The following is an 18,368-nucleotide window of genomic DNA, read 5'->3' as shown; positions in this document are numbered from 1 at the left end:
TTGGTCTTGCCCCGCCCGGAAGGGGTGTACGCCTGTGCCCGCACTTGTGCTGCTCGGTGCTCAGTGGGGTGACGAGGGCAAGGGAAAGGCCACCGACCTCCTCGGTGGATCCGTGGACTATGTGGTGCGTTACCAGGGTGGCAACAACGCCGGCCACACGGTGGTCGTCGGCGACCAGAAGTATGCGCTGCATCTCCTCCCTTCCGGAATCCTCTCGCCCGGATGTACTCCGGTCATCGGCAACGGCGTCGTCGTGGACCCTGCGGTTCTGCTCTCCGAGCTGAGCGGGCTGAACGACCGCGGCATCGACACGAGCAAGCTGCTGATCAGCGGAAACGCCCACCTGATCACTCCGTACAACGTCACCATCGACAAGGTGACGGAACGGTTTCTCGGGAAGCGCAAGATCGGCACGACCGGCCGCGGCATCGGCCCGACGTACGCCGACAAGATCAACCGCACGGGCATCCGCGTTCAGGACCTCTACGACGAGTCGATCCTGACCCAGAAGGTCGAGGCGGCGCTGGAGTCCAAGAACCAGCTGCTCGCGAAGGTCTTCAACCGGCGCGCGATCGAGCCGGCCAAGATCGTCGAGGAGATGCTCCAGTACGCGGAGCAGATCAAGCCGTACGTCGCCGACACCACGCTGATCCTCAACAACGCCATCGACGAGGGCAAGGTCGTCCTCTTCGAGGGCGGCCAGGGCACGCTGCTCGACGTCGACCACGGCACGTACCCCTTCGTCACCTCCTCCAACCCGACCTCGGGCGGAGCCTGCACCGGCGCGGGCGTCGGGCCGACGAAGATCAGCCGGGTCATCGGCATCCTCAAGGCGTACACGACCCGTGTCGGCGCGGGCCCGTTCCCGACCGAGCTGTTCGACGAGGACGGCGAGGCGCTGCGCCGCATCGGCGGCGAGCGGGGCGTCACCACCGGCCGCGACCGCCGCTGCGGCTGGTTCGACGCGGTCATCGCACGCTACGCGACCCGGGTCAACGGCCTCACGGACTTCTTCCTCACGAAGCTGGACGTGCTGACCGGCTGGGAGCAGATCCCAGTCTGCGTCGCGTACGAGATCGACGGCAAGCGCGTCGAGGAGCTGCCCTACAGCCAGACCGACTTCCACCACGCGAAGCCGGTCTACGAGTACCTGCCGGGCTGGTCCGAGGACATCACCAAGGCGAAGACCTTCTCCGACCTGCCGAAGAACGCGCAGGACTACGTGAAGGCGCTCGAGGAGATGTCGGGCGCGCCGATCTCCGCGATCGGCGTCGGCCCGGGCCGCACGGAGACGATCGAGATCAACTCGTTCCTGTCGTAGGGCAGCCGACGGATCCGGGGCGGGAACTTTGCTTCCCGCCCCGGACCTGCGGTGTCGGAGTCGGGGATCACCGATGATCCGTGGCCCGGGGACGGCCTGTTTCCGGCGCACGTGATCCTCGTCCCGTACAGGGACAGCCGGTCCTTGCCGTCGATCCGACGGGCTGCCGTACCGCACGCCCGAGGGCCCGCACCTGCCACCGTCGGCGGGTGCGGGCCCTCGGGCGTGCGTCAGGCGAGCCTGGTGTCGCGGCCCACCTTGTCCCAGGCCGTGAGGTCCGCCCGGACCTGTTCCACGTGGGCGTGGATCGTGTCGATCGCGTCGTCGCCGAGCGCCAGCCGCAGCGGTGTCTCCTCCGCGTCGCTGCCGCGTCAGCCGGTGGCACGTTCCAGGGCGAACGGCTCCAGGCCCGACGCGTCGGGGAAGTCGATGACCATCGTGACCCGGGCCGCCGACCGGTAGGTCACCGCCATCCGCTGCTTGCCGACACCAGGACCTGATCGGCACCGAGTCACCGGCGTCTCGTAGGCTCCCGGCCATGAACGACGGGGAATCCGACAGACGGGTCATCGACGGACGCTTCGAGCTGGAGGTCCGGCTCGGCGGCGGCGGTATGGGCATGGTGTGGCGGGCACGGGATCTGGTGCTGGACCGGGCCGTGGCGCTCAAGGAGGTGCGGCCGTCCGACCCGGGGCTTGCGGAGTACGACCCGGAGGCGGCGGCGATGCTGCGGGCCCGGGTGCTGCGGGAGGCGCGGGCGCTCGCCAGGGTTGACCATCCCAACGTGGTGACCATTCACCACGTGGTGGACGGCGGCGGGCTCACCTACCCGTGGATCGTCATGGAACTGGTGACCGGCGGATCGCTCCAGGACCGGCTGGACAAGGGGCCGATGGCGCCCGCCGAGGCCGCCCGGCTCGGGCGCGAGGTGCTGGCAGCGCTGCGGGCGGCCCATGACGTCGGCATCCAGCACCGGGACGTCAAGCCCGCGAACGTGCTGCTCCGGCCCGACGGCCGCCCGGTGCTCACCGACTTCGGCATCGCCGCGATCAGGGAGTCGACCGTCCTGACCGCGACCGGGTCCATCATCGGCACACCCGACTACATGGCGCCCGAGCGCATCTCCGGCGACGACGGCGGACCCGGCTCCGACCTGTGGTCGCTGGCGATGATGCTGTACGTCGCCGTCGAGGGGAACAACCCGCTGCGCAGAGCGACGACGCTGGCGACCCTGGCCGCCGTCCTCAGAGAGGAGCTTCCGCCGCCCCGCCGGGCGGGGTCGCTGACCGGGGTCCTGGCCGCCGTACTCGTCAAGGACCCGGCCGCGCGGCCGGACCCGGAGACCGTGGACCGGATGCTCGCGGCTGCGGCGGAGGGCGGACAGAGCGCTCCGGGCGGGACCGGCGAGCCCACGTCGTACCGGCTGGGGCCCCCGCCGGGCCCGGCGACCGCGCCGTCCGCACCTGCCGGCTTCGGACCGCCGACGGGTTTCCGGCCGTCGGCCGGTTTCGGGCCGCCGACTCCGCACGCCGGCGTGCCGGGTCAGGCGCAGCCGACGCCCTACCCGGCGGGCCCGACGCGGCAGACTCCGCCCCCGTCCGGCGGACGCGCGAAACGCCGCGTCGCGATCGCGTCGTCCGTCGTCGGGACCGTGCTGGCCGGCGTACTGGTCTGGTCCCTGCTGCCGAACGACGGCAAGAAGGACGGCGACACGGCGTCGAACTCACCGGGGAGTTCCTCCCCCACCGGGTCGCGGACGCCCGCACCCACTCCGACGCCCACTCCCACGCCGTCGCAGGCCGCCGCGAAGAACGATCTGCTGACACCGGACGGCATCCGGACGGCGGTCGAGGAGATCAAGGCCGCGACGGGCACGGACCGCGTGGGGAGCTTCGGCGTCTACGACGAGTACGTGTCCCTGGACGTCATGGTGAAGGGCAGCGACACCAAGTACGACAGCTACACCTACCGCCCGGGCCAGGGAGTGGAGAAGGGAATCATCAGCAACACGCTGTCGGGCGGCGATCTCCCGTTCAGCATGGACGACATCGACTGGGACGTCGTCCCCGCCCTGCTGAAGAGGGCGGAGAAGGACCTGAACGTGAAGAAACCGACCCTGCGTTACATCCTGGTCGACAATGCGAACGAAACCTTCGACTCCCCGCTCGGCCTGGCGGTCCACTTCGCCGACGACTACGGCGGCGGTCACCTGACCGCCGATCTCAACGGCAAGGTGACCAGGGTGTTCCCGGCCGAGAGCTGACTCCCGAGTCATACCGCATGTGGCCGCGCTTCCCCTCCTCCCCGCCGATCGTCCGCCGCAGCACCGACTCCTCAGGGATCAGCTCGCCGCACCTGGCCCGTGCTGTGGCGCTTCCCGCCCGTCGCCGCCGACCGGTTCGTCCACCCGGTCCTGCTGCGCAGCGCGCTGCTGGGGGTGAGCGAGGGGGTGCCTTCCGGCCAACTCCCTTGCTGAAAGGGCGTGGTGGGCCTACGGATGCATCGTTGATCTCGAAGGTCCTGTGTGCATCGCTCGCTGCTCGGAGGGCTCGTGAGAATCACTCTGGACGCCGGCGGACCGGCCGAGACGGACGATCTGCGATGGTGGCTGCTGCAGGACCCGCAGGTGCGCGGCCTCGTCCGTCTTCCTCCTCCCAAGGCGCCGGATCCCGGGACCATGAGCGGGGCCGCCCCGGATCTGGTCAGCCTCCTGCTGGCGCCGGGAGGGCTGACCGCTGCCGTGGCGGCGGCGATCGTGGCCTGGCTGCAGAGCCGTAAGGTCAACCAGACCGTGACGATCACGCGGCCCGACGGCACCCAGGTCACCGTCACGTCGGAGCGGATCGACGGGCGGCGGGCGGAGAGCGCCGGCGACCTGGCGCAGCGCGTCGCCGAAGTGCTCCAGCCGCCGCCACAGCCCGGCCCGCAGGCGTCGGGGCACGCCTCCGGGCAGGCGGCCGGACCGGAGAACGCCTGACCATGGCCGACACGCGGGGGGACTTGTCGGCAGCCAACTGTCACGCCGTCGTGGGGGGAACCGGCCGGTACGGCACGAGCGGCAGCCTGTCGCTGACCGCCCTGCCCAGCGCAGCGCACTCGGCGCGGGACCTCGCGCGGGCGCTGCGGGAGCGGTGCGGCATGGACGGCCGGGTCACCGAGATCATCGACCCCGAGGGCCCCACCGAGGTGCTGGCCGCCGTGCAGGCCGCCATCGACGCCTCGGAGGGCGGTGTGGTGCTCTTCTTCTTCGTCGGGCACGGACTCCTCGGCCCCGGACGGCAGTTGTACCTCGCCACCTCCGGCACCGCGTCCTCGAACGACACCGTCCGCGCCGTTCCGTACGACCAGATCAGCAAACGCCTGGCGGACGCGGCGGCGAGCCCGGTGGTCGTCCTCGACTGCTGCTTCTCCGGACTCGCGGGGGCCGCGCCGCAGGAGTACCGCGAAGTGCTGGCGTCCGCCCGCCCCGAAGGCAGCTTCCTGCTGACCTCGGCGACGCACTACGCGGCGTCGTTCGCGCCCGCAGGGGAGCGGCACACGCTGTTCAGCGGTGAACTGCTGCGGGTCCTGACGGAGGGCGACGCGGGCGGGCCCGCCTGGTTCACCCTCCTCGACCTGTACCGGATCCTCGACCACCGTTTCCAGGGCGGGCCGGCGCGTTCGCACTCCGACGGCGTGGGCCGGGCCGCCGACCTTGTCGTCGCCCGCAACCCGGGACGGGCGGTGCGGACCTGCGCATCTGGGACCTCACCGACGTGAAGAACCCGGTCAAGGGCCGGTTGCTCAAGGACGTGGCCGCCGGGCGAGCGGGCTATGTGCCGTCCTCGCGGCTGCTCGCCACCGACACCATCGCCCAGGAGTCCCAGCTGTGGGACATGAGCGACATCCGCAACCCCAGGAAGGCCGCACGGCTGCCCGCCGCGTCCGGTGGCTACCAGCCCGTCGGAAAGGGCAGGCTGGCGACGACGCTGCTGGACGGAACGGTCAAGTTCTGGAACGTGAGCGACCCGTACAAGCCCCGTGCGGAGTCCGAGATGCGGTTCGACCGGGCCATCTCCGACATCACACCGGCCCCGGACGGCACCCGCGTGGTGACCAGTGAGCCCTACCGGATCTGGGAGAGCAGCGGGGACGGCCGGTGGCGCACGCCGGCCGGCGCCACTCTGGAAGGAGTGAAGGAGCTGCGGCTGCTTCCGGGCGACAGTCCCTTCATGGCCGTGGTGCCGGACGGCGACGTGGGCGGAAGCCACGCCGAGCGGAAGACCTACCTCCTCGACCGCGACACCGACACGATCTACGAGCGGCTGTGCGCCACCAGCCCCCTCAGCGTCGAGGAGGACCAGTGGGCGGCCCTGCTTCCGCACCTCGGCCACCAGCGGTCCTGCGGATGACGCGGCTCACCCGCGGAAGTACTCGCCCGGCTCGCCGTCCGCGCTCATCCCGTACACCAGGAGCCGCTCCTTGCCCTCGAAGCGGTCGATCCGCAGGTTCTGCGACGACGTGTCCGTCGTGCACTCCGGGTCGGATGCCTGCGCGTCGCGGACGGGCGGGCCGACGACCACCAGGCCGCCGACGCCGCCGAGAACGGCGGTGGAGGCGCAGTTGACGGTGCCGCCGACGGGCTCGCCCGTCGTCTCGTCCGTTCGCGGGGACGCGGACTCGTAGCGGACGACGGCGGACCCGACCGGGCCCTGGGTGACGGTGACCCGGCGTTCGAACAACTCCGCCTGGCCAGGGCCCCATTCGGCGCCGGACTCGTCCTCGGTCCAGGTGCCGAGGAACTTCGAGGGCACCGCCTCCGGTCCTGAGCCCGCCTTCCGGAACGTCGCCGTCGCCGCGCCCGAGGTCCACTCCAGGACGTCGGGCGAGCGGACGGTGAGCGTCTGGTGCGCGGCCGGGGTGCACTGCTTCTCCGGCACGCTCAGCGTCACGTCGCTCTCGCCGAACACGATCCGGTCGGCGTCCGCCGACACCAGCACGGACCGCCCCATGCACAGCCGTTCGCCGGTGACGGTGACGTACACGGCCGTCTTCTCGCCCGTACGCCCCTGGGCGATCTCGATGCGGCCCGTGGAGTAGGGGGCGTCCGCCGTGCCGTCGAGCACGCCCTCCCAGGCGCCCACGAAGGACTGCGGCACGTCCCCGGCGGGGCGATCGTCCGTGCCCGGTCCCGAGGACGTGGGGCGCCTGTCGCCGCCCGACGGCTGCTTCTCGGGCCAGAACGTCGCCGCGCCCACGCCCGCGGCCGCGAGCAGCACCGCCGCCAGGACGGCCGCGAGCACCCGTCCTCTGCGCGGGCGGCGCGGCGGCGCGGGGTCGGCGGCGGGGGTGGGGTCACCGGCGCCCGGCGCCGGGGTGTCGGCGTCCAGGAGCCGTGCCGCGCTCCTGCCGAGGCGGGCCAGCACGTCGGCCGGCAGCCAGGCGCCGACGGGGCCGGGGCCGTGGTCGGCCGCGGCGAGCACGGAGGCGGGCGGGCGGCGGTGCGGGTCCTTGTCCAGGCAGGCACGGACGAGCGGTTCGAGCTCGGACGGCAGTCCGGTGAGGTCGGGCTCGTCGTGCGCGATGCGGAACATGGTCGCGTGCGCGCCGCTGTCCGCGGAACCGAACGGCGGCACCCCGGTCGCCGCGTACGCGAGGACCGCGCCGAGGCAGAAGATGTCCGACGCGGGGGTCAGCTTCTCGCCGCGCACCTGCTCGGGCGACATGAAGCCCGGCGAGCCGACGACCGCGCCGGTGCCGGTCAGCCCGCCGTCGGTGACGGTGTCCACGGCGCGCGCGATGCCGAAGTCGATGATGCGGGGACCGTCGACGGTGAGCAGGATGTTGGACGGCTTGAGGTCCCGGTGCACCAGACCGGCCCGGTGGATGTGCGTGAGCGCGTCGGCGAGCCTGCTCGCGAGCGCCAGCACGGTCTCGGCCGGCAGCGGGCCGTACTCCTCGCCCACCACGTTCCGCAGGGAGGGTCCGGGCACGTAGGTCAGGGCCACCCAGGGCGCGTCGGCCGCCGTGTCGGAGTCGATCACGGGCGCGGTCCCGGCGCCGCCGACGCGCTCCAGCGCGGCGACCTCGCGCGCGAACCGCCTCCGGAACTCGTCCTGTTCGGCGAGCTGCGCGTGCACGACCTTCACGGCGACGGTCCGGCCACCCTCGGACCGGGCCAGGTACACGCGGCCCATGCCACCGGTGCCGAGCCTGCCGATGAGGCGGAAGGGGCCGATCCGGGTGGGGTCGTCGGGGGTCAGGGCGTCCACGCGGCGATCCTTCCACAGGCCAGGCCCACGGGTGACATGTTCACGGCCCGCTCGGCGGGGCGTCGGTGAACGGCGCGGGCCGCGGCCACGTATAGAGCGGGTGACACCGGGACGGTACGACCTTGGGGCCGCGTATGAGGCACGCACGACGGAAGCTGCGGCGGCTGGTGCGGCTGGCCGCCGCGGGCGGGCTGGTCTGCGGCGTTCTGATGGTCACGGACGCCATGGCCGGCGAACCGGCGGAACGCCGGGGGGTGGCGGACGCCGTCGCGCGGCTCGGCACGTCGCGTACCGCGGGAAGTTGGACGACCGACGAGGGGCGGACGGTCGTCGCGGTGACCGACGCCGAAGCGGCCGCGGAGGTCCGCGCGGCCGGCGCGGACGCCCGGATCGTGCCCCACAGCATGGACCGGCTCCGCTCCGCCACCGAGGCGCTGCGTGACGCGCCCCGCGTCGCCGGGACGGCATGGGCGGTCGACTACGCGTCCAACGAGGTCACCGTGCGTGCCGACAGCACGGTCTCCGCCGCCGACTGGGCGCGGCTGTCCGGCCTCGCCGAACGGATCGGCGGCCACGTCCGCATGGAGCGCACGCCGGGCGCCTTCACCACCAGGGTCGGCGGTGCGTCCCCGATCTTCGGTGACCAGCGCCGCTGTTCGGCGGGCTTCAACGTGACCGACGGCACGGACACCTACATCCTGACGGCGGGCCACTGCGGACCCGAGGGCACGTCCTGGTTCCGGGACCTGCAGGGCGCCGAACTGGTCGGCACCACCACCGACGCGGCCTTCCCGGGCAAGGACTACTCCCTGGTCCGGTACGAGAGCACCGACACGCTCGACCGCACCAACGTCGCCTCGATCGGCGGCGGCCAGGGCGTACGGATCGTCGGGTCGGCCGATCCCGTCGTCGGTCAGCGGGTGTTCCGCAGCGGCAGTACGACCGGCTTCCGGTCCGGCGAGGTGACCGCGGTGAACGCGACGGTGAACTATCCCGAGGGCACGGTCACCGGCCTGATCGAGACCACGGTGTGCGCGGAGCCCGGTGACAGCGGGGGCCCGCTGTTCTCGGAGGGGCTGGCGCTCGGCGTGACGTCGGGCGGCGACGGGGACTGCGCGAGCGGCGGCACGACGTACTTCCAGCCGGTGCCCGCGGCCATGGAGGCGCTGGGCGTGAGCCTGACGGGCGGACCGCCGCGCCCGCCGGGCGCCGGCGGCGGCACGGGCGGCTCCGGGGCGGAAGCATCCGGCCAGGCGGGCGGGGACGCCGGGCCCGCCGGGTCCGGCGGTTCGGGTCCGGCAGCCGGCGGCTCCCGGGAGATCACGAGCATCGTGGACTTCGACAACCCCCGCCTCGGACTGGGCGTCATCGCCCTGAGCCTGGGCCTCCTGGTGTCTGCGCGCTGGATCGTCTCGGTCCAGGAGCGCCGGGAGTTCCGCAGTTTCCACTCCGCGAGCTGGAGCTGAGCCTTCCCGTCCCGCCCCCGCTCGGCCCGTCCTCGTGTACGCCTCGGCCCCTCCGCGTTCAACTCTCGGCCCGTCTTCGTACAGGCTCAGCCCGTCTTCGTGTACGTGAGCGGCTCGCCGCCCGAGCCGACCAGCTCGCGCACGATCGTGGAGTCGTCCGGCATGTCGAGGCGGCTCCACTGTCCTGGTGCGCACGACACCGGATCGCCGAAGGTGACCGTGGTCGGCCCCAGTTCGAGCGGCGGTCCCGGTGCGCGCAGGGTGGCGGACCAGCGGCAGTCGTAGTTCGGGCCGGTGCCGGACAGGGTCATGACCTGCTCGCCCCGCTCGCCCTGGGTGATGGTCATTTCCCGGACGTTGGTGCCGTCCGCGGTGTCGAACGACGCGCGCCAGCTGCCGATGTACTCCTGCGGGACCCCGCCCGTCGCCGTGGACGGCGACGAGGAGGGGGACGGCCCCTTGGCGTCGCCGGACGGCGTCGTGGAGCCGGACGCCGAGGAGGAGGTGGGACCGGGCTCGGGCTTCGCCGTCGTGCCGCCCTTGTCCTTGTCCTTGGACATGAACGTGTAGACCGCGCCGCCCGCGCCCACGGCCACGACCAGGGCGACCGCGATCAGGGCGAGGGTGCTGCCGCGTGACGTGCGCGGCTCGGGAGCGGGCGGCGGCGTGGGAGCCGGGACGTGCGTGTAGGAGGCGGGCGTGTACGCGGCCGGTGCGTAGAGGGCCGGGGCGGGCGGCGTGTGCGGGTAGCCGTACGCCGGGCCGGGCGGTGCCGCCGGGCCGGGCGGCGGAGGCTGCGGGGCGGGTGCGGGCGGGGGCGGCGTCTGCGGGGCCGTCATCGTGGGCGGCTGCGCGGGGGAGGGAGCAGGGGGCTCGGCGGGCACGGCGGCCGGTTCCGCGGCGGCTGCCGGCGGCTGCTCGTACTCCAGCAACTCCACGGCGTGACGTCCCAGTTGGGCGACGAGCGCGGCCGGCAGCCACGGCTCCCCGTCCGCTTCCCGGTCCGTGCGCTCCAGGATCTGCGCCGGTGTCGGCCGGGCCGCCGGATCCTTGTGGAGGCAGTCCCGCACCAGGTCCCGCAGGCCCTCGGGGACGCCGTCCAGCGACGGTTCCTCCTGGGCGATGCGGAACATCTGCGCGTGCACCCCGCTGTCGCCCGTGCCGAACGGCAGCCGGCCCGTGGCCGCGTAGGCGAGGACCGAGCCCAGACAGAAGACGTCGCCGGCGGGCGTGACCCGGTCGCCGCGGATCTGCTCGGGGGACATGAACCCCGGGGAGCCGACGAGCACGCCGGTACGGGTGAGTCCGCCGTCGGTGACCGTGTCCAGCGCGCGGGCTATGCCGAAGTCGATCACGCGCGGGCCGTCGATGGTGACCAGGATGTTCGACGGCTTCAGGTCGCGGTGGACCAGGCCGGCCGCGTGGATGCTCGTCAGGGCGTGCGCGAGTCCGGAGGCGAGGAGGCGGACGCTGCGTTCGGGCAGCGGGCCGTGTGCGCCGGAGACGACGGTGTGCAGGGCGGGCCCGGCGATGTAGCCGGTCGCGACCCAGGGGACGGGCGCCTCGGTGTCGGCATCGAGGACGGGCGCGGTCCACCGGCCACCGACCCGCAGTGCGGCGCGCACCTCCAGGCGGAACCGGTTGCGGAACTGCTCCTGTTCGGCCAGCTCCTGTCGTACGAGCTTGACGGCCACGGTCCGCCCGCGGTCGGAGCGGGCCAGGTACACCTGGCCCATGCCGCCCGCGCCGAGTCTGGCCAGCAGCCGGTACTCGCCGATGTGCCGTGGATCCCCTGGTGCCAGCTGCTCCATGGCGCGTGGCCCTCCCCCCGTGTCCGATGGTTCGACGGACCGAGGATAGTGCCGTGCGCCGGGGGCAGCGGGGGGCGCGCGATGTGCGGACTCGCCTGCGGTTCAGCCGCTCGTGGCGACCGCCGTCTCCTCCGCCTCGGCCCCCTCCGGCGCACCCGCCATCTCCTGCTCGATGGCGTCCATCGCGCTCGACAGCCGCTCCAGCACCCGCACGGTCTCCGCGAACCTCTCCGCCCCGAGCTCACCGAGCAGTCGGCGGGCGAGCCGCGCGTGCCCCGGGTCGATCTTGCGTATCGCCTCGCGTCCCGCCTCCGTCGCGTGCAGCAGCTTCGCGCGGCGGTGGGCCGGGTTGGGTCGGTACTCCGCGAGCCCCTGCTCGGCCAGCAGGTCGGCGATGCGCTGCACGCTCTGTCGCGTGATGCCCATCGTGCGGGCTATCCCGGCCACGGTCTGCGGCTCGCGCAGCACGGCGCCGAGGACCTGCCAGCGGGCCGCTGTCAGCCCGGCCTCCTGGGCCAGCCCGTCCGAGACGGTGATGAACTGGCCGTTCAGCCGGAAGACGCCGAGCGCCGTACGGGTCAGCAGTTCCTGCGGGTGGTTGTCGGGTCTGTGCGTGCTCATGCCGAAAGGATCTCGTACGCCGCCGGGTCCGAGTCGTGGAAGAGCCGGTACCAGGCGTCCAGCTTCGGGCCCTCGTACACCCCGAGCCGGGCGAAGACCTCGCGGGCGAACGCGACCGGCTCGGTCGGGCCCGCGGTGATCAGGTCGCCGTGGGTGACGGCGTCCGCCTCCACGTACCTCTCGCCGCCCCGGTAGCCCGTGGCCTCCAGGTAGAAGGACGCGGCGCTGGTGTGCGGGCGGTCGTCGAGCAGGCCCTCGCGGGCGAGACCGGCGGTCGCGCCGCAGATGGCGGCGACCGGGACGCCCGCGTCGAGGAACGTGCGCGCCGCCGCGGCGAACGGCGCGAGCTTGTCGCCGGTCTCCCACAGTGAGGCGCCGGTGAGGATCAGCAGCGCGCTGTCGGCCGGGTCCAGCGCGTCGAGCGCCAGGTCGGGCTGGATACGGACGCCGCCCATGGTGGTGACGGGCTCCGTCGTGAGGCCGACCGTGCGCACGGTGAAGCCGTTCTGCGTCAGGTGGGCGGTGGCGTGGCCCGTCTCCCAGTCGGCGTAGGTGTCGTACACGGCCAGATGAACGGTCTTGCGGGTCATGGTGCCCTCCTCGACTTTCAATGACAGTAGCCTGTCATATCGACAGCATACTGTCAATGACGGAGGGCGGCGGCCCGACACCCTGCCCAGACAAGGAGGCCGAGGTCATACAAGGTGGCCATGTCGGCTCTCACCTGCTCCTCCTTACGCTGGCCCGCATGACCCCTCATGCCGATCCCCAGGCCGGTGCCGCCGTCAAGGCGGCGGACCGCGCGCACGTGTTCCACTCCTGGTCCGCCCAGGGACTGATCGACCCGCTCGCCGTCGCCGGTGCCGAGGGTTCGTACTTCTGGGACTACGACGGGAACCGCTACCTCGACTTCACCAGCGGCCTCGTCTACACCAACATCGGGTACCAGCACCCGAAGGTCGTCGCCGCGATCCAGGAGCAGGCGGGCAGGCTCGCCACCTTCGCGCCCGCGTTCGCGGTCGAGCCGCGCTCCGAGGCGGCCCGGCTGATCGCCGAGCGGACCCCGGGCGACCTGGACAAGATCTTCTTCACCAACGGCGGCGCCGAGGCCGTCGAGAACGCCATCCGCATGGCCCGCCTGCACACGGGCCGCCCGAAGGTGCTCTCGGCCTACCGCTCGTACCACGGCGGCACGGCGACCGCGATCAACGTCACCGGTGACCCGCGCCGCTGGGCCAACGACAACGGCACCGCGGGCGTCGTCCACTTCTGGGGGCCGTTCCTCTACCGCTCGCCGTTCTACTCCTCGACGGAGGCGGAGGAGTGCGAGCGCGCCCTGACGCACCTCGAGGACACCATCGCCTTCGAGGGCCCGCAGACCATCGCGGCGATCATCCTGGAGACCATCCCCGGCACGGCCGGAATCATGACCCCGCCGCCGGGCTACCTCGCGGGCGTCCGCGAGATCTGCGACCGCTACGGCATCGTCTTCGTGCTCGACGAGGTCATGGCGGGCTTCGGCCGTACGGGCAGGTGGTTCGCTGCCGAGCACTTCGACGTGGTGCCGGACCTGATGACGTTCGCGAAGGGCGTCAACTCCGGCTACGTGCCGCTGGGCGGTGTCGCGATCTCGGCCGAGATCGCGGCGACGTTCGACAGGCGCCCGTACCCGGGTGGCCTGACGTACTCCGGCCACCCGCTGGCCTGCGCGGCCGCCGTCGCCACGATCCGGGTGATGGAGGAGGAGAAGGTCGTCGAGCACGCCGCCCGCATCGGCGAGACGGTCCTCGGGCCCGGCCTGCGCGAACTGGCCGAGCGCCACCCGTCGGTGGGCGAGGTGCGCGGCACGGGCGCGTTCTGGGCGCTGGACCTGGTCCGCGACCGCGAGACGCGCGAGCCGCTGGTGCCGTACAACGCGACGGGCGAGGCGAACGCGGCGATGGCGGCGTTCGGGGCGGCCTGCAAGAAGAACGGCCTGTGGCCCTTCGTCAACATGAACCGCACGCACGCGGTGCCGCCGTGCAACGTGACGGAGTCCGAGGTCAAGGAGGGCCTGGCGGCCCTGGACGCGGCGCTGTCGGTGGCCGACGAGTGGGTGGCCTAGCCGAGGACGCCTCGCCCTATGCCGGGCCCCCACCGGAACCGCCCCCTGCGCGCTGCGGGTGTGGGGGACCCCACGGTCCCTCGCCCTGCGCCTGGGAGTGGGTGCCCTACGGTCCCTCTCCTGCGTCCTGAGGGTGGGGGCCCACGGTCTCTCCCCTACGCCGCCCTGGGGGTGGGGGCCCACGGTCCCTCCCCTACGCCCTGGGGGATCCCACGGTCCCTCGCCCTGCGCCCTGGGGGTGGGGCTCTCCCCCTACGCCGCCCTGCGGGCGTGAGGACCCCATGGTCCCTCCTTCTACGCCCTGGGGGGATCCCAGGGTCCCTCCTCCTGCGCCCTGGGTGTCGGGGGATCCCACGGTCCCACGCCCTGCGCCCTGGGGATTGGGGCCCCACGGTCCCTCCTCCTGCGCCCTGCAGGCGTGAGGGGACCCCACGACCCTCCCCCTGCGCCCTCGGGCCGGGGGGCCGGCGTCCCGACTCCCCTACGGCCGGGCGGCCGTGGGTCCCCGGCGAAGCCAGGGGGAGTGCCCCCGGCGGGGCTGGACTTCGCTGCGCGAAATCAGCCCGTCTGGGGGCACCCCCCACGGCCGACAGGCCGTAGGGGAGTTCGAGGACACCGCGCGAAGCGCGGTACGGGGGTCTGGGGCGGAGCCCCAGTTCGGGATGCGGACACCCCACGGCCGCAGGCCGTAGGGGACAGCTCGGGGCACCGCGCGCAGCGCGGTGAGGGGTCCGGGGCTCGCCCCGGTTCCGGGAAAGGGCGGGGTGGGGAAAGCGCCCCGCGCAGCGGCCCACCCCCGCCCACCCGAAACATCACCGCTCCCGTACATCCCTCCCCCCGCCTCATGCGTCTGACCTGGTGCCCGCACCTGTGGCATCACTCCCTGGGGGGACCTTGTCTTCGAAGAGAACCGGCCGCCCGGCGGCCACCCGCCGCCTGGCGGCATGCACCGCACTCGCCCTGTCGGTCACGGCAGGTGCCCTGCTCGCCTCCCCGGCGCCCGCGTTCGCGGACGAACCGCCGGCGCCCCGCGCCACCGTCGAGCAGCCCGCGCGCGACGCGGGGCAGCTGCCCCGCCTGACGCTGCCGCGGCCCGAGGTGAACCGCGGCGCGTTCAGCGCCCAGGACGAGGGCGCGCCGCTCGCCCCGCCGCGCAGCGACGTGGACGGCGACGGCTGGTCCGACATACTCCTGCAAAGCATCGACGGGACCGTGTACGTCGACACCGGCGCCGAGAGCCACGAGATCAGCTACTACGTCTCCGGCGAGACGGGCACCCAGACCTACAAGGACGTCTTCACCGCGGCCGGTCTCCACCCGGACGGTCCGGTCCACTTCACGCTCACGGCTGCCGGACGGCTCTCGGCGTACACGAACCACCTGTACTACCCGAACAACTTCTGGTCCGGCCACGGCTGGCAGATCTACAACAAGGTCTTCTCGCCCGGTGACCTGACCGGCGACGGCATCGGTGACGTGCTCGCGCGTACTCACGCCGGCGACTTCTACCTGTACCCGGGCACCACCAGCGCCTCCAGCCCGCTCGGGTCCCGGGTCAAGATCGGCTCGGGCTGGGGCCAGTTCGACCAGCTCGTCGGCATGAACGACGTCAACAACGACGCCGTCGCCGACCTCTTCGCCCGCAACACCGCGGGTGAGCTGTTCTTCTACAGCGGCACCGGCGAGGCCACGCGTCCCTTCAAGGACAGGGTCAAGGTCGGCACCGGCTGGAACATCTTCAACACGCTGTTCAGCATCGACGACCTCGACGAGGACGGCAACGCCGACCTGCTCGCCCGCGCGTACAACGGCGACCTCTACCAGTACTCCTCCACCGGCACGGGCGCCTTCCTGCCGCGCGTGAAGCTCGGCGGCGGCTGGAACGGCGTGAGCCGGTTCGCCAACGGCAGCAGTCTCCCCTCGTGGGGCAAGGACGAGATCTTCGGTCTCGACTCCCGCGGTGCCCTCTACTACTACTACGACCTGAACAACGGCCAGTTCGCCCCGCGTATGAGGGCCAGTGACGACGGCATGTTCACGGGCGCGAAGCTGTCGTACTTCTCCTCGCTCGACGACGACGGCTACGCCGACCTGTTCGAGGTCTACAACGGTCACCTCTACAACCTCAGCCACTCGTCGGGTTCGATCCACGACATCGGCGGCGGCTGGGGCGTCTACAACACCCTCGTCGGCCTGGGTGACCTCTCCGGCGACGGCAAGGGCGACATCGTGGCCCGCGACGGCTCGGGCGTGCTCTACCTCTACCGCGGCTACGGCACCGGCAGCGGCTTCGCCGCGAAGCAGCGGATCGGCAGCGGCTGGGGCCAGTTCAACGTGCTGGTCGGCGCCGGTGACATCTCCGGCGACGGTCGCGCGGACATGATCGCGCGCGCCAAGGACGGCACGCTGTACCTGTACGAGGGCACGGGCGTGGCCTCCGCGCCGTTCAAGGCGAAGAAGCTGATCGGCTCCGGCTGGGGCCAGTACACCAAGCTGACGGCGCCGGGCGACATGAACGGCGACGGCCGCTCGGACCTCGTCGCGCGTACCAGCGGCGGCACCCTCTACCGCTACGACTCCGACGGCAAGGGCGGCTTCAAGCCCAAGGCGACCATCGGCACGGGCTGGAACACGTACACCGGCCTGTACTAGGCACCACGGCCCCGAGGGGCGCCGCCCACGCGGCGGCGCTCCTCGGGAGCCCGCTCACGTGACAGTGAGCACGATCTTCCCCTGCGTCCGGCCCGTCTCGCCGATCTCGTGCGCCTTGCCGGCCTGCTCCAGCGGCAGCACCGTGTCCACGTGCACGCGCAGCCTGCCCGACTCGACCAGCGCGGCGATCTCCCGCAGCCCGCCGTTGTCGGGCTCCACGATCGTGAACCCGGCGCGCAGCCCGCGCCGTTCGGCCTCCCCGGCGAGGTACGCCTCGGCGGGCGAGGCGAGAGAGACCAGCATGCCGCCCGGCCGGAGCACGTCCAGGGACCGCGGCCCGTACTCACCGCCCACGGCGTCCAGGACCACGTCCATGTCCTCGACGGCCTCGGTGAAGTCCGTCGTCCGGTAGTCGACGACCTCGTCGGCACCGAGCCCCCGCACGAAGGCGTGCCTGGCCGCGCTCGCCGTGCCGATCACGTACGCGCCCCGTGCCTTGGCGATCTGGACGGCCAGGTGTCCGACGCCGCCGGCCGCCGCGTGTACCAGCACGCGCTGCCCGGGGCGTACGCCGGCGGTGTCGACCAGCGACTGCCAGGCGGTGAGCGCGGCGATCGGCAGGGCGGCGGCCTCCACGTGCGAGATCCCGGCCGGCTTTCGGGCCAGATGGCGGGCCGGTGAGGTCATGAACTCGGCGTACGCGCCAGCCGGTTGGGGCAGCCGGGGCATGCCGAACACCTCGTCGCCCGGCCGGTACATCGTCACGCCGAGACCGACGGCCTCCACGACGCCGGACACGTCCCAGCCGAGCGGCACCGGGCGTCCGTCGCCGAGAAGCCCGCCCGTCGAACGGTGCCACCAGTCCGTCGGGTTGACCCCGGCGGCGTGGACCCGCACCAGGACCTCCGAGGGACCGGGCTCGGGACGGCCGGTCTCGACGACCTTCAGCACGTCCGGTCCGCCGAGTGTGTCCTGCCTGATGGCCCGCATGATGTCCGCTCCTCGTCAGGGGAATCGGCCCCGGTCGGGGTCCGGGACCAACCCTGCGGCAGCGGAAAGCCGCATTCGAGTGGCCGGATGGCCATGATGTGCAAGGATCTGGCCATGGCCTCCTCCGCCCCGCACCGCGTCGTCGTCCTCGCGCTCGACGGCGTCTACCCCTTCGAGATGAGCATCCCGGTCCGGATCTTCGGCACTGCCCAAGGGCCCGGCGGCGAACCGCTGTACGAGGTGATCACCTGCGGCATCGACGGCGGCACGGTGCGCACCAGCGCCGACTTCTCCGTCACCGTCGAGCACGGGCTCGACGTGCTCGCGACGGCGGACACGCTCGTCGTCCCGCCGTTCACCTGCGGCCCGGACCGGCCCCAGGAGTGGCTGCCCGCGCCGCTCGCCGCCGCCCTCACGACGCTCCGCCCCCGCGCCCGCGTCGTGTCCATCTGCACCGCCTCGTACGTCCTCGCCACCGCCGGCCTGCTCGACGGCCGCCGCGCCACCACGCACTGGAACGAAGCGGAGGAGTTCCAGCGCGCCTTCCCCGGGGTCGAGGTCGACCCGGGCGTGCTGTTCGTCGAGGACGGCGACGTGCTGACGGCGGCGGGCGTCGCGGCCGGGGTGGACCTGTGCCTGCACCTGCTGCGCCGCGACCACGGAAGCGAGGTCGCCAACCGGGTGGCGCGGCTGTGCGTCGTGCCGCCGTGGCGGGACGGCGGCCAGGCCCAGTTCATCGAGCGGCCGGTGCCGCCGCCCTCCGCGGCGTCGACCTCCGCGACCCGCGCCTGGGCACTCGGCCGGCTGGGCGGCCCGCTGACCCTCGCGGAACTGGCCGCGCACGCCCGGATGAGCGTGCGCACGTTCTCCCGCCGCTTCCGCGAGGAGGTCGGCACGACGCCGGTCCAGTGGCTGACCCGCCAGCGCGTCGAGCACGCCCGCCGCCTGCTGGAGACGACGGACCTCCCCGTGGACCGGGTCGCGGCGGAGTCGGGCTTCGGCACGGCGGCGTCGCTGCGCCAGCACATGGCCGCGGTGATCGGGGTGTCGCCGATGGCGTACCGCCAGACGTTCCGCGCCCGGGCGGGCGAGCCGGCCGCGGGGCGCGGCGAGCTGGTCGCTTCGTAGTCCCTCGGTGCCGGCGGGGTCCCG

14 protein-coding genes are annotated in these 18,368 nt (G+C 72.8%); 9 read left to right on the top strand and 5 right to left on the bottom strand.

What is annotated here, in order from left to right; all coding sequences use genetic code 11:
- The first annotated feature begins 34 nt into the window (after positions 1-34).
- From ACWD0A_RS19960 to ACWD0A_RS19940, 5 genes are all read left to right on the top strand, one after another.
- Positions 35-1,321, top strand: a complete 1,287-nt coding sequence (locus ACWD0A_RS19960; protein ID WP_451299821.1) for an adenylosuccinate synthase — start codon at positions 35-37, stop codon at positions 1,319-1,321.
- Positions 1,322-1,859: 538 nt separating this feature from the next.
- The gene (locus tag ACWD0A_RS19955) at positions 1,860-3,584 is read left to right on the top strand and encodes a protein kinase domain-containing protein (protein WP_451299819.1); all 1,725 of its coding nucleotides are present in this window, start codon (positions 1,860-1,862) and stop codon (positions 3,582-3,584) included.
- A 288-nt stretch (positions 3,585-3,872) separates the two neighbouring features.
- Positions 3,873-4,298, top strand: coding sequence for an effector-associated constant component EACC1 (locus ACWD0A_RS19950; protein WP_451299817.1), 426 nt, complete (start codon positions 3,873-3,875; stop codon positions 4,296-4,298).
- A gap of 2 nt (positions 4,299-4,300) precedes the next feature.
- A complete protein-coding gene (locus tag ACWD0A_RS19945) occupies positions 4,301-5,080 on the top strand; it encodes a caspase family protein (protein WP_451299815.1) in 780 nt (259 codons plus the stop codon).
- Positions 5,077-5,712 (top strand): hypothetical protein, encoded by a 636-nt coding sequence (locus ACWD0A_RS19940; protein ID WP_451299813.1) that lies wholly within the window; start codon positions 5,077-5,079, stop codon positions 5,710-5,712. Before ACWD0A_RS19945 ends, ACWD0A_RS19940 begins: the two co-directional genes overlap by 4 nt.
- A 6-nt stretch (positions 5,713-5,718) precedes the next feature.
- On the opposite strand, the gene ACWD0A_RS19935 is transcribed toward ACWD0A_RS19940, so the two are convergent.
- Complete coding sequence (locus ACWD0A_RS19935) at positions 5,719-7,572, bottom strand: serine/threonine-protein kinase (RefSeq protein ID WP_451299811.1); 1,854 nt, start codon at positions 7,570-7,572, stop codon at positions 5,719-5,721.
- A gap of 134 nt (positions 7,573-7,706) precedes the next feature.
- Here ACWD0A_RS19935 and ACWD0A_RS19930 point away from each other — a divergent pair, with 134 nt between their 5' ends.
- A complete protein-coding gene (locus tag ACWD0A_RS19930; RefSeq protein WP_451299809.1) occupies positions 7,707-9,038 on the top strand; it encodes a S1 family peptidase in 1,332 nt (443 codons plus the stop codon).
- An 86-nt stretch (positions 9,039-9,124) separates the two neighbouring features.
- Here the strand turns inward: ACWD0A_RS19930 and ACWD0A_RS19925 are convergent, their stop codons facing one another.
- The 3 genes from ACWD0A_RS19925 to ACWD0A_RS19915 form a co-directional block, all read right to left on the bottom strand.
- Entirely contained in the window at positions 9,125-10,849 is a 1,725-nt protein-coding gene (locus ACWD0A_RS19925) for a serine/threonine-protein kinase (protein WP_451299807.1), read from the bottom strand.
- A 102-nt stretch (positions 10,850-10,951) separates the two neighbouring features.
- Positions 10,952-11,470: a MarR family winged helix-turn-helix transcriptional regulator gene (locus ACWD0A_RS19920; RefSeq protein WP_451299805.1), complete on the bottom strand. Its 519-nt coding sequence runs from the start codon at positions 11,468-11,470 to the stop codon at positions 10,952-10,954.
- The gene (locus ACWD0A_RS19915) at positions 11,467-12,060 is read right to left on the bottom strand and encodes a type 1 glutamine amidotransferase family protein (RefSeq protein ID WP_451299803.1); all 594 of its coding nucleotides are present in this window, start codon (positions 12,058-12,060) and stop codon (positions 11,467-11,469) included. The genes ACWD0A_RS19920 and ACWD0A_RS19915 overlap by 4 nt, the downstream gene beginning before the upstream one ends.
- 158 nt (positions 12,061-12,218) lie before the next feature.
- Here ACWD0A_RS19915 and ACWD0A_RS19910 point away from each other — a divergent pair, with 158 nt between their 5' ends.
- On the top strand, positions 12,219-13,574 hold the full coding sequence (locus ACWD0A_RS19910) for an aminotransferase class III-fold pyridoxal phosphate-dependent enzyme (RefSeq protein WP_451299801.1): 1,356 nt from the start codon (positions 12,219-12,221) through the stop codon (positions 13,572-13,574).
- An 894-nt stretch (positions 13,575-14,468) separates the two neighbouring features.
- The gene (locus tag ACWD0A_RS19905) at positions 14,469-16,226 is read left to right on the top strand and encodes an FG-GAP repeat domain-containing protein (protein WP_451299799.1); all 1,758 of its coding nucleotides are present in this window, start codon (positions 14,469-14,471) and stop codon (positions 16,224-16,226) included.
- Between the two features lie 54 nt (positions 16,227-16,280).
- On the opposite strand, the gene ACWD0A_RS19900 is transcribed toward ACWD0A_RS19905, so the two are convergent.
- A complete protein-coding gene (locus ACWD0A_RS19900) occupies positions 16,281-17,216 on the bottom strand; it encodes an NADP-dependent oxidoreductase (RefSeq protein WP_451299797.1) in 936 nt (311 codons plus the stop codon).
- Between the two features lie 114 nt (positions 17,217-17,330).
- On the opposite strand from ACWD0A_RS19900, the gene ACWD0A_RS19895 reads away from it, so the two are divergent.
- Positions 17,331-18,344: a GlxA family transcriptional regulator gene (locus ACWD0A_RS19895; protein WP_451299795.1), complete on the top strand. Its 1,014-nt coding sequence runs from the start codon at positions 17,331-17,333 to the stop codon at positions 18,342-18,344.
- Positions 18,345-18,368: the final 24 nt, after the last annotated feature.

The organism is Streptomyces sp. NPDC002867 (assembly GCF_053591895.1).
This window is presented reverse-complemented; position numbering and strand designations above follow the sequence as displayed.

What these genes read in the sequence shown, in the direction of transcription:
- ACWD0A_RS19955 (WP_451299819.1), top strand. Translation starts at nt 1,860, where the DNA reads ATGAACGACGGGGAATCCGACAGACGGGTCATCGACGGACGCTTCGAG.
- ACWD0A_RS19945 (WP_451299815.1), top strand. Translation starts at nt 4,301, where the DNA reads ATGGCCGACACGCGGGGGGACTTGTCGGCAGCCAACTGTCACGCCGTC.
- ACWD0A_RS19930 (WP_451299809.1), top strand. Translation starts at nt 7,707, where the DNA reads ATGAGGCACGCACGACGGAAGCTGCGGCGGCTGGTGCGGCTGGCCGCC.
- ACWD0A_RS19925 (WP_451299807.1), bottom strand. Translation starts at nt 10,849, where the DNA reads ATGGAGCAGCTGGCACCAGGGGATCCACGGCACATCGGCGAGTACCGG.
- ACWD0A_RS19920 (WP_451299805.1), bottom strand. Translation starts at nt 11,470, where the DNA reads ATGAGCACGCACAGACCCGACAACCACCCGCAGGAACTGCTGACCCGT.
- ACWD0A_RS19915 (WP_451299803.1), bottom strand. Translation starts at nt 12,060, where the DNA reads ATGACCCGCAAGACCGTTCATCTGGCCGTGTACGACACCTACGCCGAC.
- ACWD0A_RS19910 (WP_451299801.1), top strand. Translation starts at nt 12,219, where the DNA reads ATGACCCCTCATGCCGATCCCCAGGCCGGTGCCGCCGTCAAGGCGGCG.
- ACWD0A_RS19900 (WP_451299797.1), bottom strand. Translation starts at nt 17,216, where the DNA reads ATGCGGGCCATCAGGCAGGACACACTCGGCGGACCGGACGTGCTGAAG.
- ACWD0A_RS19895 (WP_451299795.1), top strand. Translation starts at nt 17,331, where the DNA reads ATGGCCTCCTCCGCCCCGCACCGCGTCGTCGTCCTCGCGCTCGACGGC.